A 23,896-nucleotide genomic window follows, 5' to 3' on the forward strand; every position below is an offset into this window, starting at 1 on the left:
ACGCGAAGAGACCCGCGATCACCCCTCCACAGCACCGCACCCAACGATCCCCGTCGCAGGAAACAACCGTCACGCCCGGTCGAAGTCCTCGAAGATCAGGATCGTCCGGGTCGAGCGGATCGACGGGATCGCCTGGATGTCCTCCAGCACGATGCGGCGCAGGTCGCGGGCGTCGTTGGCGCGCACGAGCAGCAGCACGTCGAAGTCGCCGCCGACGAGCGCCATGTGCTCGATCTCCGGGATCGCCCGGAGCCGCGCGCTCACCTCCTGCCACGTGGCCTGCTCGATTGCGAGGGTCACGTACGCGCTCGCGTGATGCCCCAGCAGCACGGGGTCGGTGCGCACGGTGTACCCCGTGATCACCCCGGCGTCGGTGAGCCGCTTGATGCGCGCATGCGCCCCCGCGCGGGAGATGTGCACCGCCTCGGCGATCGCGGTCATGGACGCCCGCGCATCCCGCCGCAGCTCCGCGAGGATCGCGCGATCCGTCTCGTCCAGCGCCGCCATGGCACCCCTCTCGCGTCCGGGAAATCCTGACATTTCGGAAGTCATTGTGGCACGTGGCGAGCAATCGTCCACGATCCCCCGACGGATCTTGGATGACTGTCGCACGCGCGGCATGCTGTCCTCATCGAGTTCGGCAAGGAAGGCGGACGGATGCACCCCCACGACATGCTCCCGCGGGACACCGCGGTACGACTGATCGCCGAGGACGGGACCACCCTCCCCGACGAGACCTACGCGCTCCCCGCCGCGGACGTCCTGCTGGCGGCCTACCGCGGCCTCGTCGAAGGCCGCCGCATCAACGATCAGGCCGGCGCGCTCGTGCGCCAGGGACGCCTCGCGGTCTACCCCTCGTCGCACGGGCAGGAGGCCTGCCAGGTGGCCGCGGCGATGGTACTCGGCGACACCGACTGGCTCTTCCCCACGTACCGCGACTCGGTCGCCGTGATCGCCCGCGGCGTCGCGCCCGCGGAGGCGATGGTGCTCCTCAAGGGCGACTGGCACTCCGGCTACGACGTGCGTGCGCACCGCGTCGCCCCGCAGGCCACCCCGCTCGCGACCCAACTGCTGCACGCGGTCGGCTTCGCGCAGGCGGCGAAGCACCGCGGCGAGGACACCGTGGTGCTCGCGCTCTGCGGCGACGGCGCGACGAGCGAGGGCGACTTCCACGAGGCGATGAACTTCGCGGCGGTGTTCCACGTCCCCGTCGTGTTCTTCGTGCAGAACAACGAGTTCGCGATCTCGGTGCCCCTCTCCCGGCAGACCGCCGCCCCCTCCCTCGCCCACAAGGCGGTCGGCTACGGCATGCCGGGACAGCGCGTCGACGGCAACGACGTGGCCGCGGTCCTCGCGGTGCTCACGGAGGCCGTCGACCGCGCCCGCGCCGGCGGCGGCCCTTCCCTCGTCGAGGCCCACACCTACCGCATGCAGGCGCACACCAACGCCGACGACGACACCCGCTACCGCGAGCGCGACGACGTGCAGGCCTGGCTCGCCCGCGATCCGCTGCTCCGCCTGCGCGCGCACCTCACCGCGACGGGGACGCTGGACGACGAGGCCGAGTCGCGCTTCGCCGCGGGCGCGGAGGAGATCGCCGCCGCCATGCGCACCGCCCTGAACACCGATGCGGAGCTCGACCCGGAAGACCTCTTCCGCTTCGTGACCGCGACCCGCTCGCCGCAGCGTGAGGAGCAGTGGCAGCTCCTCCGGGACGAGATCGCCCGCTCCCTCCCCGCCGAGACGATGACGACCGGAGGCCCCCGATGACCATCACCGAGCACGAGACGCCGGTCGCGACGGACGCCGGCACCACCACGACCATGACCATGGCCGCCGCCCTCAACCGCGCCCTCGCCGACGCCCTCGCCGCCGACCCCGACGTGGTCGTGTTCGGAGAGGATGTGGGAGCCCTCGGCGGCGTCTTCCGCATCACGGACGGACTCACCGCCCGCTTCGGCGAGGACCGCTGCTTCGACACCCCGCTCGCGGAGTCCGGCATCATCGGCACCGCCGTCGGCATGGCGATGAACGGGATGCGCCCCGTGGTCGAGATGCAGTTCGACGCCTTCGCCCTGCCCGCGTTCGAGCAGATCGTCAGCCATGTCGCGAAGCTCGGCAACCGCACCCGCGGCGGGATGCGCATGCCGCTCGTGATCCGCATCCCGTTCGGCGGCGGCATCGGGGGCGTCGAGCACCACTGCGACTCGTCCGAGGCGTACTACGCGCACACGCCCGGCCTCACCGTCGTGAGCCCGTCCACCCCGCAGGACGCCTACTCGCTGCTCCGGGCGGCCATCGCCTCGCCGGACCCGGTGGTCTTCCTCGAGCCCAAGAAGCTCTACTGGTCGAAGGGCGAGGTCGACACCGCGGTGACGGCGGAGATCGGCGCGGCGCGCATCGCCAGGGAGGGCACCGACGTGACCCTCCTCGCGTACGGAGCCTCCGTGCCGCTCGCGCTGGAGGCGGCAGAGGTCGCCGCGGGCGAAGGGCGTAGCGTGCAGGTGGTCGACGTGCGCTCCCTCTCCCCCTTCGACGACGAGACGGTCACCGCGGCGGTGCGGTCCACGGGACGCGCGGTCGTGATCGCCGAAGCCCCGGGATTCGTCAGCGTCGCCTCCGAGATCCAGGCCCGGGTGTTCGAGCGCTGCTTCGAGTACCTGGAGGCCCCCGTGCGGCGGGTGACCGGTTTCGACACCCCCTACGCGCCGCCGAAGTTCGAGCACTGGTACCTGCCGGATGTCGATCGGGTGCTCGACGCGATCGACACGCTGCACTGGGAGGACGAAGCATGAGCACCCCGGTGAAGACCGCGACCCGCGTGTTCCGCCTCCCCGACCTCGGCGAGGGACTCACCGAGGCCGGCCTCGTGCAGTGGCTCGTGGCTGTCGGCGACACGATCGCGACCGACCAGGCCATCGCCGAGGTCGAGACCGCGAAGAGCGTCGTCGAACTGCCCTCGCCGTTCGCGGGCGTCGTGACGGCGCTGCACGGCACGCCCGGCGACACCATCGACGTCGGGGCTCCGGTGCTGGAGGTCGCCGACCCCGGCAGTGAGGAGACCGCGTCTGCGCCGCAGGCTCCCGCCGCGCAGACCGAGCACGAGGCGTACCGGCAGGAGGAGCGTGCGGGGTCGGGCAACGTCCTCATCGGGTACGGCACCTCCGCGTCCGCCTCGACGGGTCGGCGACGGCGCCCCGCGGCGCCACGCCCCGCACCGGCACCCGCCTCGACAGCACCGGCCTCGACGGCACCCGCACCCGCCGCACCCGCCGCGACCGCTCCGGAGTCGCCCGCACCGGCCGCCCGCGACGCCGCGCGACCCGCTCCGGTCGCCGTGCGCTCACCACTCGTGCGGCGCCTCGCCCGCGATCTGGGCCTCGACGTGCACGCGATCTCCCCCACCGGAGCGGACGGGGCGATCACCCGCGCCGACGTGCTGCGCGCCGCCGTGGACCATGCGGTGGACGGCGTCGCCGCGGCCCCGGCGCCGACCTCCGCGACCGCTCCCACCGGCGAGATCGACGGCCTCCCGGTCCGCAGCCGCGAGCGCCTGTCCCCGCTGCGCCGTACCGTGAGCGCCCGGCTCGCCCGCAGCCGCTCGGAGATCCCCGAGGCCACCGTGTGGGTCGACGTCGACGCCACCGAACTCTGGAACCTCCGCGGGCAGATGGCTCCCGAGGGCGGGAAGGCCCCGTCGATCACGGCGCTCCTCGCGCGGTTCGTGCTGCTCGCACTGGAGGACTACCCGGTCCTCGCCTCGCGGCTCAGCGACGACGGCTCCGAGTTGATCTCGTTCGACGGCGTGAACCTCGGCGTCGCGGCCGACACCGAACGCGGCCTCCTCGTCCCGGTCGTCCCGCACGCGCAGCGGCTCACGGTCGGCGACCTCGACGCCGCCCTGCGCGAGCTCGCGGCCACCGCGCGCGCCGGCACGCTCCCGCCCGAGCGGCTCCGCGGATCGACCTTCACCCTCAACAACTACGGCGGGCTCGGCGTCGACGGCTCCGCGGCGATCATCAACCACCCCGACGTCGCGATCCTCGGCATCGGCCGGATCATCGAGCGCCCCTGGGTCGTGGACGGGGCGATCGTGCCGCGTCGCATCGTCGAGCTCTCGCTCGTGTTCGACCACCGGGTCTGCGACGGCGGGTATGCGGCCGGATTCCTCCGCCGCGTGGTGGAGCTCATCGAGCATCCGCTCCGCGCCTTCGGGAGGGTGTGAGGTCGACCCGGCCGGCGAACCCTCGTGGGCGGAGCGCCGATACGCTACGCTCGGCGATTACTGACCGATCATTCGGTAAGTCATCGCCGACGTACCCGCGTCGGCGCTCCCCCTCGCAGAACAACGGAGTTCGCATGACCTCAGCCACCGCAGCCGCCTCGTCGACCGGAAGGATGCCCGCCGAGGAGCGGCGCGTCCTCGCCGGCACCCTCGTGGGGACGTCGATCGAATGGTACGACTTCTTCATCTACGCCCAGGCGGCGGGCCTCGTGCTCGCCCCGCTCTTCCTCGCTCCCATCGCGGAGTCGAGCCCCGGGCTCGCCCAGGTGCTCTCCTTCGCGACCATCGGCATCTCGTTCCTCTTCCGCCCGCTCGGCGCGATCATCGCCGGACACCTCGGCGACAAGCTCGGCCGGAAGAAGATGCTCGTCTTCACCCTCGTGATGATGGGGCTGTCCACCTCCCTCATCGGCGTGCTGCCCACGTACGCCGCCATCGGCGTGGCCGCTCCCATCCTGCTCATCCTCCTGCGCATCCTGCAGGGCTTCTCGGCGGGCGGCGAATGGGGCGGCGCGGCGCTCATGGCCGTCGAGCACGCCCCGACGGCGCGACGCGGCCTCTTCGGCGCGTTCCCGCAGATCGGCGTGCCGGTCGGCATGATCCTCGCCACGTTCACCCTCTGGGCCCTCACGAGCTCGATGTCCCCCGAGGCCTTCCTCGAATGGGGCTGGCGCATCCCGTTCCTGCTCTCGATCGTGCTCATCGCGGTCGGCTACGTCATCCGTCGCGCGGTCGACGAGAGCCCCGTGTTCGAAGACCTCCGTCGCCGCCGCAAGGAGGCCTCGGCGCCGCTCGGGCAGCTCTTCCGCGCGCACACGAAGCAGGTCGTGCTCACGGCCGTCATCTTCATCGCCAACAACGCCGCCGGATACCTGCTGATCGCGTTCTTCGCGACGTACGCCGTCACGGCTCTCGGCATGGAGCGCCCGCCGGTGCTGCTGGCGACCACGCTCGCCTCGTTCGGCTGGCTGATCTTCACACTGTGGGGCGGCGCGCTGTCCGACCGCCTCGGCCGCATCCGCACGTTCCAGATCGGGTACGTCGCCCTCGCCGTGTGGGCCATCCCGATGTGGTTCCTCATCGACACCGCGAACATCGTCTGGTACTTCGTCGCCCTGTTCGTCATGACGTTCGCGCTTGGACTCTCGTACGGCCCGCAGGCGGCGCTGTACGCCGAGATGTTCCCCGCGAACGTGCGCTACTCGGGCGTCTCGATCGGCTACGCCCTCGGGGCCATCCTCGGCGGCGCGTTCGCACCGATGATCGCGGAGGCGCTGCTGAACCAGTTCCACGCCGCGTGGACGATCGGCGTCTACATCGCGGTCGCGTCGATCATCTCGCTCATCGGCGTCTCGCTGGTGAAGGAGACGAAGGGCGTGGATCTCAGCGTCTGACTCCTGGTCCGGGATCGCGGCCGGCCGTGCGCCTGTGCCATAATTACCTTACGATCGGTCAGTAATTCACGACCGGCCGCTCCCGGACCACACCAGGACGACGAAGTCAGGAGATCCGCATGCCAGAGGCCTACCTCGTCGGAGGGGTCCGCACCCCGGTCGGCCGCTACGGCGGCACCCTCTCCGCCGTCCGTCCCGACGACCTCGCGGCGCTCGTCGTCGGCGAGGCCGTGCGCCGCGCCGGGCTCGACCCGGCGCGTACGGAGCTGGACGAGGTCATCCTCGGCGCCGCCAACCAGGCCGGAGAGGACAACCGGAACGTCGCCCGGATGGCCGTGCTCCTCGCCGGCCTCCCCGACACCGTGCCGGGCATCACGGTCAACCGCCTGTGCGCCTCCGGGATGTCCGCCGTCACCATGGCCGCGCAGGCGATCCGCGCGGGCGACGCCGATCTCCTCGTCGCCGGGGGCGTCGAGTCCATGACCCGCGCCCCCTGGGTGCAGGCCAAGCCGGAGAAGGCGTGGGCGAAGCCCGGCGCCGCCTTCGACACCTCGATCGGCTGGCGCTTCCCGAACCCGCGCCTCGCCGCACGCGACAAGGCCACCTTCACGATGCCGGAGACCGCGGAGGAGGTCGCCCGGGTCGACGGCATCACCCGCGCCGAGGCCGACGCCTTCGCCGTCCGCTCGCAGCAGCGCGCCGCCGCCGCGATCGCCGCCGGCCGCTTCGCCCCGGAGATCGTCGGCGTGCCGGTCCGCGACGGCGAGGTGCTCGTCGACGAGGGGCCGCGCCCGGATACCACGCTCGAGGTACTCGCGCGCCTCCGTCCCGTCGTGGCCGGCGGAGAGGTCGTCACGGCCGGCAACTCGAGCGCCCTCAACGACGGCGCCTCGGCCGTGCTCGTGGCGAGCGCCGAAGCCGTCGAGCGCCACGGGCTGACGCCCCGCGCCCGGATCGTCGTCGGCACCTCCGCCGCCCTGGCTCCGGAGATCATGGGACTCGGACCGGTCCCCGCGACGGAGAAGGCGCTGCGCCGTTCGGGGCTCTCCCTCGACGACATCGGCGCCGTGGAGCTCAACGAGGCGTTCGCCTCGCAGTCGCTCGCCTGCATCCGGCGGCTGGGCCTCGATGAGGACCGCGTGAACGCCGACGGCGGCGCCATCGCTCTCGGGCACCCACTCGGCTCGTCCGGCTCGCGCCTGCTCGTGACGCTGATGGGACGCATGGAGCGCGAGGACTCCCGCTACGGCCTCGCCACGATGTGCGTCGGCGTCGGCCAGGGCGCGGCCGTGATCCTGGAGAAGGCGTGAGCGGCGCGGACGAGCCGCTGCTCGTCACCCGCACCGCGGACCGCGTCGTCGCGACCCTGAACCGTCCGCACAAGCGCAACGCGATCGACCAGGCCACGATCGACGCGCTGCACGCGCTGTGCGCCGAGCTGGAGGAGACGCCGCGCACGCTCATCCTCACGGGCGCCGACGGGGTGTTCGCGGCGGGCGCCGACATCGCCGAGCTCCGGGACCGTCGCGCCGACGACGCCCGCCGCGGCATCAACGCCCACGCGTTCGTCCGCGTCGCGGAGCTGCCGATGCCCGTGATCGCCGCGATCGACGGCTACGCGCTCGGCGGTGGCGCGGAACTCGCGTATGCCGCCGACATCCGCCTCGCGACGCCGACCCTGAAGATCGGCAACCCGGAGACCGGCCTGGGCATCCTCGCCGCCGCCGGAGCGAGCTGGCGCCTCAAGGAGATCGTGGGCGACGCCCGCGCCATCGAGCTGCTGCTGACCGGCCGCACGGTGCACGCCGAGGAAGCGCTCCGCATCGGTCTCATCTCCTCGCTGCACGAGGTCGCCGACCTCCTCGCCGCCGCCCACGCGGTCGCCGACCGCATCGCCCGCAACGACCCCGCGGCGACCATCGCGACCAAGCGGGTGTTCCGGGCGCCGCGCGACCAGCACCCCGCGGTCGACCTCGAGGAGCAGGCCGCGCTGTTCGAGAGCCCGGAGAAGCACCGTCGCATGACCGCCTTCCTGGAACGGAGAGACCGATGAGCACGCCCTCCTCCCCCGAAGCCGCAGCCCCGGCCCGTGTCGGCGTGCTCGGCGGCGGACGCATGGGCGCCGGCATCGCCCACGCCTTCCTCCTCGCCGGAGCCCCCGTGACCGTGGTGGAGCGGGACGACGACGCCGCCGCGGCCGCCGCCGCCCGCGTGCACGGGTCGATCGACGCCTCGCTCGCCCGCGGCACGGCGATCGAGACGGGCGAGGCCTACCGGGCCCGGTTCGCGACCGGGACCGACGCCGCCCTGTTCGCGGACTGCACCCTCGTCGTCGAGGCCGTCCCGGAGGAGCTGGCGCTCAAGATCGACGCCCTCACCCGCGTCGAGCGCCACCTCGCCGACGACGCGGCCCTCGCGTCCAACACGTCGTCCATCTCGATCGACGAGCTCGCGGCGGTGCTCGACCGCCCCGAGCGCTTCCTCGGGATGCACTTCTTCAACCCGGTGCCCGCCTCGACCCTCGTGGAGGTGGTCCGTGGCGGCGCGACCGCGGAGACTCTCGTCGCGGACGCCGCCTCCTGGGTCCGCGCGCTGGGGAAGACGCCCATCGTCGTCGCCGACGCCCCGGGTTTCGCGTCGTCACGGCTGGGCGTCGCGCTCGGCCTCGAGGCGATCCGGATGCTCGAGGACGGCGTCGCCTCCGCCGCCGACATCGACGCGGCCATGACCCTCGGCTACAAGCACCCGGTGGGGCCGCTCCGGCTCACCGACATCGTCGGGCTGGACGTCCGGCTCGGCATCGCCGAGTACCTCGCGGCGCAGCTCGGCTCGCGCTTCGAACCCCCGGCCCTGCTGCGCCGCCTCGTGGCGGAGGGGCACCTCGGACGCAAGAGCGGACGCGGCTTCTACGAATGGGACGACTGATGAAGGGAACCCCCATGACCGAGATCCTCCCCAGCTACGTGCAGGGCTCCTGGTGGACGCCCGCCTCCGACGCGGACGCCACCGCGGTGCGCGACGCCTCGACCGGGGAGACGGTGGCCCGCGTCTCCACCGCCGGCCTCGACCTCGGCGCGGCGCTCGACTACGCCCGCACCACCGGCCAGGCCGCGCTCGGGGAGCTCACGTTCCACCAGCGCGCCGTCCTGCTCAAGCAGCTCGCGCTCGCGCTGACCGCCCGCAAGGAGGAGCTGTACGCGCTCTCCAGCCGCACCGGCGCCACCGCGCAGGACTCCTGGGTCGACATCGACGGCGGCATCGGCGTGCTCTTCGCGTACTCCAGCAAGGGCCGCCGCGAGCTGCCGAATGCGAAGGTCTACGTCGACGGCGCCGTGGAGAACCTGTCCCGGGACGGCTCCTTCCTCGGTCGGCACATCTACACCCGGCTGCCCGGGGTGGCGGTGCAGATCAACGCCTTCAACTTCCCCGTGTGGGGCTCGCTGGAGAAGTTCGCGCCGGCCTTCCTCGCCGGTGTCCCCACGGTCGTGAAGCCCGCCACCCCCACCGGCTACCTCACCGAGGCCATGGTGCGCGTGATGGTGGAATCGGGTCTGCTGCCCGAGGGGTCGCTGCAGCTCGTGTCCGGCAGCGTGCCCGACCTCTTCGAGCACCTGCGCCTCGGCGACCTCGTCGCGTTCACCGGCTCGGCGTCGACGGCGGAGCGGCTGCGGGCGCACGACGCGGTGCAGACCGGCGGGGTCCGCTTCACCAGCGAGACCGACTCGATCAACGCCTCGGTCCTCGGCACGGATGCGGCCTCCGGCACGCCGGAGTTCGACGCCTACGTGAAGCAGCTCGTCGCGGAGATGACGTCGAAGGCCGGGCAGAAGTGCACCGCGATCCGGCGGGCGATCGTGCCGGAGGACGCGGTGGACGACGTAATCGCCGCCGTGCGCGACCGGCTCGCCGCGCGGATCGTCGTGGGCGACCCGCGCGCGGAGGGCGTGACGATGGGACCGCTCGCCTCGACGGCCCAGCGCGACGAGGTGCTCCGGCAGGTGGCGCGGCTCCGCGAGGGCGGCGGCGAGCTCGTGATCGGCTCCCCCGAGACGCCGACGGTCCGCCGCGCGGACGGCAGCGAGGGCCCCGCGGAGGACGGCGCGTTCGTGGCGCCGATGCTCCTGCGCTTCACCGATGCGACCAGCCCCGCCGTGAACGAGATCGAGGCGTTCGGCCCCGTCTCCAGCATCCTCGGCTACCGCACGCTGGACGAGGCGGCGGCGCTCGTGGCCCGCGGCGGCGGCTCGCTCGTGACGAGTGTCGCGACGCACGACCCCGAGGTCGCGACCACGCTGGCCGCGGGGATCGCCGCGTACAACGGCCGCGTGCTCTTCCTCGACCGCGACGACGCCCGCAGCTCGACCGGCCACGGCTCCCCGCTCCCGAACCTCGTGCACGGCGGCCCCGGTCGCGCCGGCGGCGGCGAGGAGCTCGGCGGCATCCGGGCGGTGCTGCACCACATGCAGCGCACGGCGGTGCAGGGCTCCCCGGAGATGATGACCGCGCTCACCGGCGTCTGGCACCAGGGGGCCTCGGCCCGTCCGTTCGACACCGACGACGGCGTGCACCCCTTCCGGAAGTCGCTGGCGGAGCTGCGCATCGGCGATCAGGTCGTCAGCCCCTCGCGCACCGTCACCCTCGACGACATCGAGACGTTCGCGGCGTTCACGGGCGACACGTTCTACGCGCACATGGACGAGGCGTCGGCGGCGGCGAACCCGTTCTTCCCCGGACGCGTGGCCCACGGCTACCTGCTGGTGTCATGGGCGGCCGGGCTCTTCGTCGATCCGGCTCCCGGGCCCGTGCTCGCGAACTCCGGGCTGGAGAACCTGCGCTTCGTGACCCCGGTGTCCCCCGGCGACGAGATCCGCGTCGAGCTCACCGCCAAGCAGATCACGCCGCGGGAGACCGACGAGTACGGCGAGGTGCGCTGGGACGCGGTCCTGAAGAACCAGGACGACGAGCTCGTCGCGACCTACGACGTCCTGACTCTCGTCGCGAAGGAGCTCACCCCCGCCTGATCCCGAGCCCCCGGGTTCTCGTCGAGGCCCCGCCCTTCCCACGCGGATACGGCGGGGCCTCGGCGCGAAGACGGGGTTTCGGGGTCAGGGGTGGCGGAGGCCGTCGAGGGCGATCGCGACGACGTCGTCGGCGAGACGATCGGCGCCCTCGCGACCGCCGGGGCGGTACCACTCCACGATCGAGTTGATCATGCCGAACGTCAGGCGCGCGACGACGGCCGCGTCGATGTCGGAGCGCAGGGCACCCTCGGCCTGCGCCTCCGCGACGAGGGCCGTGATGCGACGGTCGAACGCCCGGCGCCGGGTGAGGGCGCGGCGCTCGACGTCGGTGTTCCCGCGCACGCGCAGCAGCAGCGTCACGGCGGGGAGCTGCTCCACGAGCACATGGACGGCCCCGCGGAGCACGTGTTCCAGGCGGGCGACCGCATCGGCGGCTCCCCCGCTGTCCGGGAGGGGTGCGTCGACCACGGCTTCGAGCCCGCCGAGGGCGCTGTCGAGGGCGCGGTCGAGCATCTCGTCCTTCGACCCGAAGTGATGGTAGATCGCCGACTTCGACAGCCCGAGGCGCTCGGCGAGCATCCCGATCGAGGTCGCGTCGTAGCCGTGCTCGTTGAAGGCGGCCACCGCGACGGCGAGGATCCCCTGCTGGTCGTACCCGGGGCGGCCGCGCCGCGTGGTCTGCATCTCGGACATCCCCCTCAGTCTCGCACCGCCCGCCGCGCGCATCGCGGAGGTCGACGCCGAGACCCCCGCGTGTCAGCGCAGGTCGTAGACGCGCTTGTACTTGCCCTCGCTGCGCGGCAGTGCACCCGGCTCCTCCAGCCGCACGGCGACCGACGAGCCGATGAACACCTTGATGCGCTGCACCAGCACCTGCGCCGCCGCCTCGCACGTCTCCACGGACAGGTCGGGGTGCCGCTCGATACGGACGGTGAGGGCGTCCATCCGCCCTTCCTTCGTCAGCTCCAGGATGAAGTGCGGCGTGAGCTGCTCGATCCCGAGCACCAGCTCCTCGATCTGCGTCGGGAAGAGGTTGACGCCGCGCAGGATGATCATGTCGTCGTTGCGCCCGGTGACCTTCTCCATCCGCCGCATACCCGGACGCGCCGTGCCGGGGAGCAGGCGGGTGATGTCGCGCGTGCGGTAGCGGATGACGGGGAACGCCTCCTTGGTGAGCGAGGTGAAGACGAGCTCGCCCCGTTCGCCGTCCGGCAGCGCCTGCAGGGAGTCGCCGTCGATCACCTCGGGCAGGAAGTGGTCCTCCCACAGATGCGGGCCGTCCTTGGTCTCGAGGCACTCGTTGCCGACGCCCGGCCCCATCACCTCGCTGAGCCCGAAGATGTCGAGGGCGTCGATGCCGAGCCGCTGCTCCAGCTCGTGCCGCATCTCGTTGGTCCAGGGCTCCGCGCCGAGCACCGCGACCTGGAGCGAGGTGGACCGCGGGTCGATGCCCTGCGCGGCCATCGCGTCGGCGATCGTGAGGAGGTAGCTCGGGGTGCACAGGATCGCGTCCGGCTCGAAGTCGCGGATGAGCTGCACCTGCCGGGCGGTCTGTCCGCCCGACATCGGGATCACGGTGGCGCCCAGGGCTTCGATGCCGGCATGCGCCCCGAGCCCACCCGTGAACAGGCCGTACCCGTAGGCGTTGTGCACCTTCATGCCGCGCCGGATGCCGCTGGCGCGGAGCGACCGGGCCACCAGCGTCCCCCAGCGGTCGAGGTCGCCGCGCGTGTAGCCGACGACGGTCGGGCGGCCCGTGGTGCCGCTGGACGCGTGGATGCGGGCGACGTCGGCCATCGGCACCGCGAACATCCCGAACGGGTACGTCTCGCGCAGGTCGTCCTTAGTGGTGAAGGGCAGCCGGTGCACGTCGTCGAGCGTGCGGATGTCGTCGGGATGCACGCCCGCCTCGTCGAACTTCCGCGTGTAGAGCGGAACGTTGCGATAGGCGTGCTGCACGGTCCACCGGAGGCGCTCGAGCTGCAGGCGCTCGATCTCGGCGCGGCTCATCCGCTCCTCGGGGTCGAGCTCGTCGGTCGTCGGCGGGCGGAGGGCGGAGGCGGGGGCGGTCATCGTCGACACGGGGACTCCTCGGAACGGCGGATCAGAAGGTCTGGGAGGTGGTGCGGGAGCGGCCGCGGAACTCGGCGACCGCGTCGCCCTGCTCGTCCACGACCGTCACGTCGTAGAGGCCGGAGCGACCGGTGCGGGTGCGGCGGACGGCCGTCGCGGTGAGCGTCTGCCCCGCGACGGTGGGCTTGAGGAACGAGATGTCGGCACCGGCGGCCACCGTCACCCGGTCGTCTTCGTTGCAGGCGATCGCGAAGGCGGTGTCGGCGAGCGCGAACACGAGCCCGCCGTGGGTGATCTGGAAGCCGTTGGTCATGTCCTCACGGACGCGCATCGACACGACCGCGTGCCCCGGGTCGTCGCGTTCGACCACGAGCCCGAGCATCGCCGAGGCCCGGTCGCGTTCCATCATGGCCCGGTTCGGCCGCACGGCCTCCGCCGTATCCGTCGCCTCCGTCATCGCCGACCTCCTCGTCGCGCTGGGACGGGACGACCGCGTCCCGTCCGCCCATACTAACTGAACGATCGGTCAGTAACGCAAGGGTGTCGGGGACGCGGGTGGGGTCACTCGATCCGGAACGGCGTCCGCAGCGTCGCGTCCTCCACGGTGACGCCGGTGATCACCGCCGCCGGGTCGGAGAAGTCGCGATCCGCGCGGAAGCGGATCGTGCCTCCCTCCCGCGTGGACCATTCGTAGAAGTACTCGCCGGACGAGACCACGCGGAGGAACGCGCCCTCCGGGAAGGCCGCGACCGCCTCCGTCAGCGGAGCGCCGATCCGGACTCCCTCGGCGGCGGGCAGCGCGGCGCCGTCCGGCTCGACGTCGCCCTGGATGTTCGCGATGCCGGCGGTGACCGCCGCCAGCGCATCCCCCTGCTCGGCGAAGTGCAGCACGAGGCGGGACGTCCCGTCGGCGCTCACGACGCGCACCTGCCGGTCGGACCAGTCGAACTCCTCCACGGTGGCCCCCGGGATCGCCGCCACCGCCTCCTCGCGCGAGGTGCCCAGCACGAGGGGGCCCACACCCGTCGTCGCCATCTCCCAGTCGCTCCACGGAGCGGCGGGGTCGGCGGGCGCCGGGGTCTCGGCGACCGGCGGGTCGTCCGTGAGCTCCTCGACGAGAGCGGCTTCCGCCTCGACCGCCCGATCCCGGAGGAGCAGAGCCGCGCGCTCGGCGTCGAACGCGGAGCCGTCGAGCGCCGGCTGCCGCAGGTGCACGACGACGTTGCCGACGGCGGCGAAGGCGTGGTGCACGCGCCAGGGGTTTCCGCCGGAGTTCATGGTCATCGTGCCGGCGAAAGCCCGCACGCCCTCCTCATCGGGCACGGCGACCGCGTTGAAGGTGCCTTCACCCCGAGCGTCGAACTGCGCGCAGCGGTCGACGGTCGAGGCGAGCAGATCCATGCGCTCGGCCGCCACGTCCTCCGACGCGAACTGGAGGATCTCCTGCTTGCCGCTGTTCTGCGTGTCCTCGGCGTCCGCCCAGGGCACCGTGCGCGCCCCGATGCTGAACATCGAGGTCTCCATGATCAGCATCCCGCACACGGACGGGGTGAAGTCCGGGCCGCCCCCGTCCGCGTACTGCAGCAGAATGTCGTCGACCTCACCCGCCGGCGGCGCGGACGGAAGCAGGTCGGCGACCTCGGCCGGCGTGAGCGCGAAGGCGTCGAGGTCGTCCCCCACGAACAGGAGCGGGCCGTCGTACGGCTCCGGCGTCGGCGTCTCCGTCACCGGAGAGGCGGTCGTGGGCGTCGCCTCCGGGGTCGCCGCGCATCCGGGCACGGCGATCAGCGCCGCTGCCGTCGCCGCCGCGAGGAACGCCGCGCCGCGCCTCTTCCGCCTCCCGGGCACCGCAGCCGTCATGAACCCCTCCGAGTGGTCTCGTGCGCACCGATGCGCGCCCCTGAGGGAAGGATAGCGGTCAGGATCCGGGACTCAGGACGCCGGCGGCCGCCCGCCGCGCGTCCGCCGCGGTTCTCGCGCCGCTCGCGCCCTCGGCCGCCCGCCGGCAGGCATCGGCGTCCACGGCATCGAGCGCGGCCGCCACCCGCCCGAGGGCGCGCGGCGTCATCGACAGCGAGGTCGCTCCGAGCCCGACCAGCACGGGGGCGAGTGCCGGGTCACCGGCCGCCTCCCCGCAGATGCCGACGGCCTTGCCCGCCGCGCGTCCCGCCGCCCCGACCGTCCCGATGAGCCGCAGGACCGCCGGCTGCCAGGGATCGTTGAGATCGGCGAGCGCACTGGACAGCCGGTCCGCGGCGAGGGAGTACTGCGCGAGATCGTTGGTCCCGAGACTCACGAAGTCCACGACCTCGAACAGCTCGGCGGCCAGCAGCGCCGCCGCCGGGGTCTCAATCATGATCCCCGCTCTGTCCAGCCCCGCGGCACGGCACCGCGCCGCGAAGTCCGCGGCCTCGTCGACCGTGGCGACCATCGGGGCCATGACCTCCACCTCGGCGGATTCCGCATCGGCGGCCCTGGCCAGCGCGCGGAGCTGATCGTCGAGGAGTGCGGGCCGGCGACGGGAGAGGCGCAGGCCCCGCACACCGAGCGCGGGGTTCTCCTCGTCGTCGTCGTTCGCGAACGGCAACGGCTTGTCGCTCCCCGCATCCAGCGTGCGCACGACGACCTTCCGCCCGGGGAATGCGCGCAGCACCCCGCGGTACGCCTCGACCTGCTCCTCGATGCTCGGCGCCGCTGTCCGGTCGAGGAAGCAGAACTCGGTGCGGAAGAGTCCGACCCCCTCGGCGTGCGCCGCGGCCGCGCTCCCGGCATCCGCGGCGCCCCCGACGTTGGCCAGGAGCGGCACGCGGGTCCCGTCGGCGAGACGACCCCGCCCGTCGAAGGTCACCACGACGGCCGCGGCCCGGGCCTCGGCGATCTCCGCCTCGTCCGGGTCGACGTGGACCGTGCCGCGATCCCCGTCGATGAGGAGCATGGCCCCCTCGGGGATGCCGGTCGCCCCTGGCACCCCGACCACGGCGGGAAGTCCCAGTGCCCGCGCGATGATCGCCGTGTGCGACGTGGGCCCGCCGTCCGCGGTCACGAGAGCGACGCAGCTCCCGCCGTCCAGCGCTGCCGTGTCGGCGGGTGCGAGGTCGGTCGCGACGAGCACGAACGGCTCATCGCGCTCGGGGACCCCGGGCATGTCCACCCGGAGGATCTCGGCGATCATGCGGTCCCGGACGTCACGGATGTCGGCGGCGCGCTCCGCCATCCTCCCGCCGAGCGCTGCGAGCGCCGCCTCGTGTGCCGCGGACGTCTCCCAGACTGCCCGCGCCGCCGTGCGGCCCTGAGCGCGCACGAGGGCGGTGGCTTCCGCGACGAGCTCCGGGTCCGAGGCGAGGAGCCGGGACGCGTCCAGGATCGCCCGCGCCTCTCCGCGGGCCCGTTCGGCGCGCGAACGCAGCTGATCGGCGACGGCGACCGCCGCCCACTCGATCGTGGAGACCTCGGCCTCCCGACCCTCCGGCGGGACGACGGTCTCGGCATCCGGTTCCGGGAGTGCCGGTGCGAGGGACACCGCCCTCGCGGCCACCCGTCCCGGGCTGACGCCGCGGCCCTGCAGCACGGATCCGGAGACGATCTCCGGCGTCGGCGCCGGTTCGTGGTCGGCCCGGGCTCCCGTCTGGTCGTCCCCTGCTGTGCCGAGCGCGGGTGCGGTTCCGGGGCCGCCGGTGGCGCCCTCGTCCGTCTCGACGCCCTCGCCGAATCCTCCCTGGAAGAGCGAGACCAGGCGGTCGATCGCCGCCTCGGCATCCGCTCCCCGACCCGTGAGCTCGAACTCGGTCCCCTGCCGCGCGCCGAGTGCGAGCAACCGGGTCAGGCTCCCGGCCGCGGCCTCCGGGCCGTCCGGCAACCGCCGCAGACGCACGTCCGCGCCCGCCGCCGCTTCCGCGATCAGCGCGGCGGGGCGGGCATGGATGCCGAGAGGATTGCGCACCCGCACCCGACGGGACACCGTCTCCTCGGCCGGCTCCGACCCGTCAGGAGCGCGCTCCGCGGGCGACGTCACGATGTCCTCCGCCGTCGCATCGTCCGTCGGGCCGAGCTGACCGGTCTTCGCGGCGAGGGCCGACGCGGCTTCAGCGGCGACCGCATCGAGGTCGCCCCCGGCCGCCGCGGCCACCACCGCGGCGAGGAGCCCTTCGACGAACGGCGCGGGCGCGAGCCGCACCGGCACGTCGCTGCTGCGCAGCTCCAGCGCGAGCTCGGCGCTCAGCACGGCCGACCCGAGGTCCATGAGCACGAGCACGCCGTCGACCTCGGCGGCGAGCTCGTCGATCGCCGCCGACACCGCGACGGCGTCCGTCCCGAGGATGGGCGCGCCGTCCGCGTCCACGCCGGCCCCGGCCGCCACGCGGACCCGCGCGCCGCCGCCCGGCACCATCTGCAGGGCGAGTTCGAGCGCCGCCTCCCCGAGCCGGGCGCTGTGGGAGACGGCGACGATACCGATCATCCGGCGTCCGCGAGGGCCGCCGCGAGCGCCTCGAACAGGAGCGCGGTCGAGGCGGCTCCGGGGTCGAGGTGGCCCGCGCTGCGTTCACCGAGGTAGCTCGCCCTGCCCTTCCGGGCGACGAGCGGCACCGTGGCGTCGCGGCCGGCGGCCGCGGCATCCGCCGCCGCCCTGGCGGCGGCCGCGGCATCGGCTCCTCCGGCGAGGGCGGAGTCGAAGGCGTCCACCGCGGGCGCCATGGCGTCGAACATCGTCTTGTCGCCCGCCTCGGGCTTGCCCCGCGCGACGATGCCCTCGAGGCCCGCCCGGAGCGCGGCGGCGAGCGCCGGTCCGTCGAGCGACGTGACCGCACCGGCGGACATCCCCATGCGCAGGAAGAACGTGCCGTAGAGGGGGCCGCTCGCGCCGCCCACCGAGCTCACCAGGGTCATGCCGACGGTCTTGAGCAGCTCGTCGATCGTCGCGGGCGTCGTCGCCGCGAGCTTCTCCCCGACCGCCGAGAAGCCCCGCGCCATGTTCGCGCCGTGATCGGCGTCCCCGATGGCGGAGTCCAGTTCCGTGAGCCAGTCCCGTTGCGCCGTGACGGCTTCCCGGTACCGGGAGATCCAGTCGACGAGGGCGTCGGTGCCGACGGCCGCCATCACGCGCCCCACCGCAGGCCGGGGGTGATCACCGGGGCGTCCCACAGCCGCAGCAGCTCGTCGTCGGCCTTCAGCACCGTGACGGAGCACCCGGCCATGTCGAGAGAGGTGATGTAGTTGCCGACCAGGTTGCGCGCGATCTGCACTCCGGACCTCTCCAGGATCGACGCGACCTCGCCGTACATGAGGTAGAGCTCGATCAGGGGCGTGGCCCCCATGCCGTTGAGCATCACGATCGCGGGGCCGGCGGCGTCGAGGTCGCCCAGGATCGGCTCGACGAGCTGCCGCGCGATCTCCGACGCAGGGGCGAGCGGCTCACGGTGGCGGCCCGGCTCGCCGTGGATGCCGATGCCGATCTCCATCTGGTCGTCGGGGAGGTCGAAGGTGGGCTTGCCCGCGGCGGGGACCGTACAGCTGGTGAGGGCCATGCCCATGGAGCGCCCCTGACCGTTGATGCGCTTCGCGAGGTCGACTACGGCCGCGAGGTCGCGGCCCTCCTCCGCGGCGGCCCCCACGAGCTTCTCCAGCAGGACCGTGAGGCCGACGCCTCGGCGCCCCGCGGTGTAGAGCGAGTCCTGCACGGCCACGTCGTCGTCCACGACGACCGTGCCGACCTCGATCCCTTCCATGGCGGCGAGCTCGGCGGCCATTTCGAAGTTCAGCACGTCGCCGGTGTAGTTCTTGACGATGTGCAGCACGCCGGCGCCGCGGTCGACCGCCTGGGTGGCGACCTGCACGCGGTCGGGGGTGGGCGAGGTGAAGACCTCGCCGGCGACGGCCGCGTCGAGCATGCCGGTGCCGACGTAGCCGCCGTGCAGGGGCTCATGGCCGGATCCGCCGCCGGAGACGACGGCCACCTTGCCCTGAGCCTTCGGTGTCGCCCGGGTGATGACGTGGTTCTCCAGGTCGACCGAGAGTTCGGGGTGTGCGGCGGCGACGCCCTTCAGGGACTCGACGAGGACGTCCTCCGGGGCGTTGATGAGCTTCTTCATCCTGCGATCTCCTTTGATGCGGCGTGAGTCTCGAGCGAAAATCCGAAAGGAATTCGTCAATGTCGAATATGCTCGGAGCCTGCCGGGTTGTCAAGATCGATCCGGCGACCGGAGACCCGGCTCGACGACGACCGGAAGGAGGACGCGCATGATCCAGGCGATCGATCGCGCGGCGAAGATCCTCGACCTGCTCCAGGGCGCCCGCCACCTCGGCATCACGGACCTCTCCGCGGCCCTGAGCCTGCCGCCGTCGACCGTGCACGGCCTCGTGAAGTCGCTGCGCGCGCACGGCCTCGTCGCGAAGGAGCGCGGCGGACAGCGGTACATGCTCGGCCCCACCCTGCTGCGACTGAGCAACGTGTACCTCGACACCCTGGACGTGCGGGCGCGGGCGATGCGCTGGACGCAGGAGCTGGCGCGACGCACCGGGATGTCCGTGCGCCTCGGCGCCCCGCACCTCACGGACGTCCTCGTGATCCACCACAACCTCCGCCCCGACGACAGCCCGCAGATGCTGGAGACGGGGATGGCGGTCCCCGCGCACGCCTCCGCGATGGGGAAGGTGCTCCTCGCGTACGACCAGGGCTTCCAGCAGAGCGTGTTCGCCGAGCCCCTGCGCAGTCTCACCGGCGACACCATCACCGACGTGGCCCGACTGACCCTCGAGCTGCCGGGGATCGCGGAGCGCGGGATGGCGGCGGAGAGCGATGAGGCCGTCCTCGGCGAGTCGTCCCTCGCGGCACCGATCGCCGACGCCTCGAACACGATCGTCGCCGCGGTGGCCGTCGTACTGCCGACCGCGGAGGCACCGGCATCCGACGCCGTCGTGCACGCGCTCCGCGAGACGGCACGGAACATCTCCCGCGAACTCGGCGCGACGTCCTGGCCACCGCCCGTGGCCCCCGCCGAGGACTGACGGCGGGCGCGTCCACCCTCGATCCCGGCGGTCAGCCGCGCAGGGCGAGTGCGAACGGCAGCACGGCCGTGGCCCCGGCCTGCCGCACCGCGCGGGCCGCGACCGTCATGGTCCAGCGACTGTCGATGAGGTCGTCGACGAGCAGCACCGGGCCGGCGGGTACCTCGAGATGCGCCGCGTCGAAGCGGTCCCACACCCCCGCGAGCCGGAACACGCTGTTCCCGCCCGCCTGCCCCGAAGGCCCTCCGCCTCGCCACTCCAGCGCGCCGAGGTACGGCAGCCGCCCGATCTCGGACAGCCCGCGGGCGAGGGAGTCGACGAGCTGCGGATGCGACCGCGACGGTATCGCGACAACAGCCACCGGCCGCTCCGCCCAGCCCCACCCCGCGAGCACGCGCACGCAGGCCTGCAGCAGCGCCGGGCTGATCGGCGCGTCCGGGGCACCTGCCGCGAAGATCTCGCGCAGCGTGCCGCCCCAGCCCAGGTCGGTGAGCCGGGCGAGGGCACGCCCCTCATCGGCCTGCTCTCCCGCGGGGATGCGGCCGCGCACCGGCGCATCGAGGCGGTCGGCCCCTGTCGGCCACGCGCGACGCGGCTCGACCGGCACGCCCACCCGGTCGAGGGAGGCGGCCGCCTGTGCGCTCGCCGTCTGCGCGACCTCCGCCGGGAACCACACGCCCGCGCAGTTGTCGCACCGACCGCAGGGAGCCGCGGTGTCGTCGTCGAGGGCGCGCTGCAGGAAGGCCATCCGGCAGCCGTCCGTGCGCTCGTACTCGAGCATGTGCTCCTGCTCCGCCACCCGCTCGGCGGCGATGCGCTCGTAGTGTTCGGCGTCGTACGTCCACGGCTGTCCCGTCGCGACCCACCCACCCTGCACACGACGCACGGCACCATCCACGTCGAGCACCTTCAGCAGCAGCTCGAGCGGCGTGCGGCGGATGTCGACGAGGGCCTCCAGCGCCGGCGTCGAGATCGGGCTGTCGCCGAGCGCCGCGATCACCCGTTCCGCACGCTCCCGATCCGGCATCGACGCGGTCGCGAAGTAGTGCCAGATCTCGCGGTCTTCGACACCGGGGAGCAGGAGAACGTCGGCGCTCTCGCTGGCACGCCCCGCTCGTCCCACCTGCTGGTAGTACGCCACCGGTGAGGACGGCGCGCCGAGGTGGACGACGAACCCGAGGTCCGGCTTGTCGAACCCCATGCCGAGGGCGCTGGTCGCGACGAGGGCCTTCACCTCGTTGCGCTTGAGCAAGCCCTCCGACTCCGCACGCTCCTCGGGGTCGGTCTGCCCCGTGTAGGCGCGCACGTCATGGCCGTGGTCGCGCAGGAACCGCGCGGTGTCGACCGCCGCCGCCACGGTCAGCGTGTAGATGATCCCGCTGCCGGGGAGATCGTCGAGGTGGCTGAGCAGCCAGGCCAGGCGGCTCGCCGAGTCCTTGAGGCGGAGCACCCCGAGCCGCAGCGAGGTACGGGCGAGCGGCCCCCGGATCGTGAGCACGGGCACCGCCTCCGCTCCGCCCGCACCGCCCGGCAGCGCCCCGAGCTGCTCGGCCACGTCGGCCACCACGCGGGAGTTCGCCGTCGCGGTCGTCGCCAGCACCGGCACGTCGGCGGGCATCTGCGCGATGAGGTCGCGCAGTCGGCGGTAGTCCGGACGGAAGTCGTGCCCCCAGTCGCTGATGCAGTGCGCCTCGTCGACGACGAGCATGCCGAGCCGCGCCACCAGCGCGGGCAGCTGCTCCTCGCGGAAGGCCGGGTTGTTGAGCCGCTCCGGCGAGACGAGCAGCACGTCCACGTCGTCTCCGGCGAGCCGCTCCTGCACCTCGGCCCACTCGTGGGCGTTCGTCGAGTTGATCGCCACGGCGCGCACGCCCGCGCGCTCGGCCGCGGCGATCTGGTCGCGCATGAGCGCCAGGAGCGGGGAGACGAGCACGGTCGGGCCGGCTCCCTGCCGGCGGCGGAGCAGGGTCGCGACGAAGTACACCGCCGACTTCCCCCACCCGGTGCGCTGCACCACGAGCGCGCGGCGACGCCCCTCCACCAGCGCCTCGATCGCCTCGAACTGGCCGTCGTGGAAGTCGACGTCGGGACGGCCGACGAGTTCGCCGAGGGCGGCGCGGGCGGCCTCGCGGAGGGGAACGGCGGTCGGAGAGGTCATGCCCTCCACTCTGCCGCAGACCTCGGACAGGACTCCGCCCGCCGCCCGCTCTCGGTGGATGACCGGTGGGAAGGCCGTAGCGTGGAGGAATGATCACCCGCGAACTCGCCGTCGCGCTCCGCGATGCCGGCCTGAACTGGAAGCCCGCGGAGGGTGACCGGTTCCAGCTCGATCTGCCCGACGAGGTGGAGCTGGAGGCCGAGGCCGACGTCTTCACGGTGAGCGCGATGACCATCGAGGCGCGGCAGACGCCGGCCGGCACGGACCTCGCCTTCAACGGCACGACGGAGTGGGCGCTCGACGCCGTGACCCTCGCCGATGCGGTGTGGCTGCCGCGCGAGGACCAGCTGCGCGACCTGCTCCGCGGGACGTTCCGCGCCCTCACCCGCCTCCCCGACACGTTCCGCGTCGAGATCGAGCTCGGCGGCGCTCCCCTGCTGTTCGAGCACCCGGACCCGGCGGAGGCCTACGGCCGCGCGCTGCTGGCGCTGATCTCGCGCTCCCGCTGACACGCCCTGTTGAATCGCGCCGTCGCGTGTGTCAGAATTACCTAACGATCGGTCAGTAAAGAAGGACCGGAGCCCGAGGAGTCGACGATGACCAGTCCCGCAGACCTGTCCCTCGTGGACGGCGAGACCTCCGACGAGGAACGCCTGTTCGACGAGCTGATCGCGAACGAGCAGCGCATCGAGCCGCGCGACTGGATGCCCGAGGCCTATCGCAAGACCCTCATCCGGCAGATCTCCCAGCACGCGCACTCCGAGATCATCGGCATGCAGCCCGAGGGCAACTGGATCACCCGCGCCCCGAGCCTCAAGCGCAAGGCGATCCTCATGGCGAAGGTGCAGGACGAGGCCGGACACGGGCTCTACCTCTACTCCGCCGCGCAGACGCTCGGCATCACCCGCGACGAGATGATGGAGCAGCTCATCTCCGGCAAGGCGAAGTACTCGTCGATCTTCAACTACCCCACCCCGACCTGGGCCGACATGGGCGCGATCGGCTGGCTCGTCGACGGCGCCGCGATCTGCAACCAGGTGCCGCTGTGCCGCGCCTCCTACGGTCCCTACGGGCGCGCGATGGTGCGCATCTGCAAGGAGGAGTCGTTCCACCAGCGCCAGGGGTTCGAGATCCTGCTCTCGCTCATGCGCGGCACCGACGAGCAGCGGCAGATGGCACAGGACGCGGTGGACCGCTGGTACTGGCCGAGCCTGGCGATGTTCGGGCCGCCCGACGACCAGTCCCCCAACTCCGCCCAGTCGATGGCGTGGAAGATCAAGCGCTTCTCCAACGACGAGCTGCGTCAGCGGTTCGTCGGCATGCTCGTGCCGCAGGCCGAGATCCTCGGCGTCACCCTCCCCGACCCCGACCTGCGGTTCGACGAGGAGACCGGTCGCTACGAGATGGGCGAGATCGACTGGGACGAGTTCTTCCAGGTGCTGCGCGGCAACGGCCCCTGCAACGCCGAGCGTCTGGAGCGCCGCCGCACGGCGCACGAGGAGGGCGCGTGGGTGCGGGAGGCCGCCGCGGAGTACGCCCGCAAGCAGCACTCCCGTCTGAGCCGGGAGCGTGTCGAAGGGGCGGTGGCGTGATGGCGACCCCCGGAGCCGACCCTTCGACGAGCTCGGGGACCCAGGGCCGGGAGGTCTGGCCCCTGTGGGAGATCTTCGTGCGGGCGAACCGCGGGCTGAGCCACGTGCACGTCGGCTCGCTGCACGCCCCCGACGCCGACATGGCCATCCGCAACGCGCGCGACCTCTACACCCGCCGGGGCGAGGGCGTGTCGATCTGGGCGGTCCCCGCCGAGGCGATCACCACGAGCGACCCCGACGCCAAGGGGGCGTACTTCGAGAGCCCCGCCGGCAAGAACTACCGGCACGCGGTGTACTACACCGCCTCCGAGGGGGTGCCGCACCTGTGACCCTTCGACAGGCTCAGGGCCCCAGCCCTGCTCAGGGGCCCA

The 23,896-nt window shown here is 72.8% G+C and carries 21 protein-coding genes; 12 read left to right on the top strand and 9 right to left on the bottom strand.

Translation table 11 applies throughout. The features are described from left to right. Window positions 1–69: 69 nt before the first annotated feature. Window positions 70–507 (bottom strand): Lrp/AsnC family transcriptional regulator, encoded by a 438-nt coding sequence (locus BV453_RS02560; RefSeq protein WP_071327392.1) that lies wholly within the window; start codon window positions 505–507, stop codon window positions 70–72. A 150-nt stretch (window positions 508–657) separates the two neighbouring features. On the opposite strand from BV453_RS02560, the gene BV453_RS02565 reads away from it, so the two are divergent. The 8 genes from BV453_RS02565 to paaZ all read left to right on the top strand — a co-directional run bounded on the left by BV453_RS02565 (window position 658) and on the right by paaZ (window position 10,700). Continuing rightward, window positions 658–1,770, top strand: coding sequence for a thiamine pyrophosphate-dependent enzyme (locus tag BV453_RS02565; RefSeq protein ID WP_249520798.1), 1,113 nt, complete (start codon window positions 658–660; stop codon window positions 1,768–1,770). Beyond that, window positions 1,767–2,795 carry an alpha-ketoacid dehydrogenase subunit beta gene (locus BV453_RS02570; RefSeq protein ID WP_249520799.1) on the top strand — a complete coding sequence of 343 codons (1,029 nt, stop codon included), beginning with the start codon at window positions 1,767–1,769 and terminating at the stop codon, window positions 2,793–2,795. Before BV453_RS02565 ends, BV453_RS02570 begins: the two co-directional genes overlap by 4 nt. After that, window positions 2,792–4,225 (top strand): dihydrolipoamide acetyltransferase family protein, encoded by a 1,434-nt coding sequence (locus BV453_RS02575; RefSeq protein ID WP_249520800.1) that lies wholly within the window; start codon window positions 2,792–2,794, stop codon window positions 4,223–4,225. The genes BV453_RS02570 and BV453_RS02575 overlap by 4 nt, the downstream gene beginning before the upstream one ends. Before the next feature lie 134 nt (window positions 4,226–4,359). Beyond that, window positions 4,360–5,679, top strand: coding sequence for an MFS transporter (locus BV453_RS02580; protein WP_249520801.1), 1,320 nt, complete (start codon window positions 4,360–4,362; stop codon window positions 5,677–5,679). Between the two features lie 119 nt (window positions 5,680–5,798). After that, window positions 5,799–6,989, top strand: a complete 1,191-nt coding sequence (locus BV453_RS02585; RefSeq protein ID WP_249520802.1) for an acetyl-CoA C-acyltransferase — start codon at window positions 5,799–5,801, stop codon at window positions 6,987–6,989. Further along, entirely contained in the window at window positions 6,986–7,732 is a 747-nt protein-coding gene (locus tag BV453_RS02590) for an enoyl-CoA hydratase/isomerase family protein (protein ID WP_249520803.1), read from the top strand. The genes BV453_RS02585 and BV453_RS02590 overlap by 4 nt, the downstream gene beginning before the upstream one ends. Then, on the top strand, window positions 7,729–8,604 hold the full coding sequence (locus BV453_RS02595) for a 3-hydroxyacyl-CoA dehydrogenase family protein (protein ID WP_249520804.1): 876 nt from the start codon (window positions 7,729–7,731) through the stop codon (window positions 8,602–8,604). Before BV453_RS02590 ends, BV453_RS02595 begins: the two co-directional genes overlap by 4 nt. A gap of 14 nt (window positions 8,605–8,618) precedes the next feature. Then, window positions 8,619–10,700: a phenylacetic acid degradation bifunctional protein PaaZ gene (gene paaZ / locus BV453_RS02600; RefSeq protein ID WP_249520805.1), complete on the top strand. Its 2,082-nt coding sequence runs from the start codon at window positions 8,619–8,621 to the stop codon at window positions 10,698–10,700. 84 nt (window positions 10,701–10,784) lie between these two features. Here the strand turns inward: paaZ and BV453_RS02605 are convergent, their stop codons facing one another. The 7 genes from BV453_RS02605 to dhaK all read right to left on the bottom strand — a co-directional run bounded on the left by BV453_RS02605 (window position 10,785) and on the right by dhaK (window position 18,859). Next, window positions 10,785–11,393, bottom strand: coding sequence for a TetR/AcrR family transcriptional regulator (locus BV453_RS02605; RefSeq protein WP_126894598.1), 609 nt, complete (start codon window positions 11,391–11,393; stop codon window positions 10,785–10,787). A 63-nt stretch (window positions 11,394–11,456) separates the two neighbouring features. Continuing rightward, entirely contained in the window at window positions 11,457–12,773 is a 1,317-nt protein-coding gene (gene paaK / locus BV453_RS02610) for a phenylacetate--CoA ligase PaaK (RefSeq protein WP_029989374.1), read from the bottom strand. 31 nt (window positions 12,774–12,804) lie between these two features. Continuing rightward, window positions 12,805–13,230 carry a hydroxyphenylacetyl-CoA thioesterase PaaI gene (gene paaI, locus BV453_RS02615; protein WP_025103838.1) on the bottom strand — a complete coding sequence of 142 codons (426 nt, stop codon included), beginning with the start codon at window positions 13,228–13,230 and terminating at the stop codon, window positions 12,805–12,807. Between the two features lie 104 nt (window positions 13,231–13,334). Next, window positions 13,335–14,633 (bottom strand): sensor domain-containing protein, encoded by a 1,299-nt coding sequence (locus tag BV453_RS02620; RefSeq protein WP_249520806.1) that lies wholly within the window; start codon window positions 14,631–14,633, stop codon window positions 13,335–13,337. Window positions 14,634–14,691: 58 nt separating this feature from the next. Further along, the gene (gene ptsP / locus BV453_RS02625) at window positions 14,692–17,229 is read right to left on the bottom strand and encodes a phosphoenolpyruvate--protein phosphotransferase (RefSeq protein ID WP_249520807.1); all 2,538 of its coding nucleotides are present in this window, start codon (window positions 17,227–17,229) and stop codon (window positions 14,692–14,694) included. Continuing rightward, window positions 17,226–17,867: a dihydroxyacetone kinase subunit DhaL gene (dhaL, locus tag BV453_RS02630; RefSeq protein WP_249520817.1), complete on the bottom strand. Its 642-nt coding sequence runs from the start codon at window positions 17,865–17,867 to the stop codon at window positions 17,226–17,228. Before dhaL ends, ptsP begins: the two co-directional genes overlap by 4 nt. After that, window positions 17,867–18,859 (bottom strand): dihydroxyacetone kinase subunit DhaK, encoded by a 993-nt coding sequence (gene dhaK / locus BV453_RS02635; protein ID WP_249520808.1) that lies wholly within the window; start codon window positions 18,857–18,859, stop codon window positions 17,867–17,869. Before dhaK ends, dhaL begins: the two co-directional genes overlap by 1 nt. 148 nt (window positions 18,860–19,007) lie before the next feature. Here dhaK and BV453_RS02640 point away from each other — a divergent pair, with 148 nt between their 5' ends. Then, window positions 19,008–19,775 (top strand): IclR family transcriptional regulator, encoded by a 768-nt coding sequence (locus BV453_RS02640; RefSeq protein ID WP_249520809.1) that lies wholly within the window; start codon window positions 19,008–19,010, stop codon window positions 19,773–19,775. Window positions 19,776–19,806: 31 nt separating this feature from the next. Here BV453_RS02640 and BV453_RS02645 read toward each other — a convergent pair whose 3' ends face one another. Further along, entirely contained in the window at window positions 19,807–21,933 is a 2,127-nt protein-coding gene (locus BV453_RS02645) for a RecQ family ATP-dependent DNA helicase (protein WP_249520810.1), read from the bottom strand. Between the two features lie 89 nt (window positions 21,934–22,022). On the opposite strand from BV453_RS02645, the gene BV453_RS02650 reads away from it, so the two are divergent. The 3 genes from BV453_RS02650 (at window position 22,023) to paaB (ending at window position 23,854) form a co-directional block, all read left to right on the top strand. Next, the gene (locus BV453_RS02650; protein ID WP_025103831.1) at window positions 22,023–22,442 is read left to right on the top strand and encodes a pilus assembly protein CpaE; all 420 of its coding nucleotides are present in this window, start codon (window positions 22,023–22,025) and stop codon (window positions 22,440–22,442) included. An 87-nt stretch (window positions 22,443–22,529) separates the two neighbouring features. Continuing rightward, a complete protein-coding gene (gene paaA / locus BV453_RS02655) occupies window positions 22,530–23,525 on the top strand; it encodes a 1,2-phenylacetyl-CoA epoxidase subunit PaaA (protein ID WP_249520811.1) in 996 nt (331 codons plus the stop codon). Then, on the top strand, window positions 23,525–23,854 hold the full coding sequence (gene paaB, locus BV453_RS02660; protein ID WP_025103829.1) for a 1,2-phenylacetyl-CoA epoxidase subunit PaaB: 330 nt from the start codon (window positions 23,525–23,527) through the stop codon (window positions 23,852–23,854). The genes paaA and paaB overlap by 1 nt, the downstream gene beginning before the upstream one ends. Window positions 23,855–23,896: the final 42 nt, after the last annotated feature.

The sequence above is a fragment of the Microbacterium sp. ER1 genome (genome assembly GCF_023383675.1).
Taxonomy (GTDB): Bacteria; Actinomycetota; Actinomycetes; order Actinomycetales; family Microbacteriaceae; genus Microbacterium.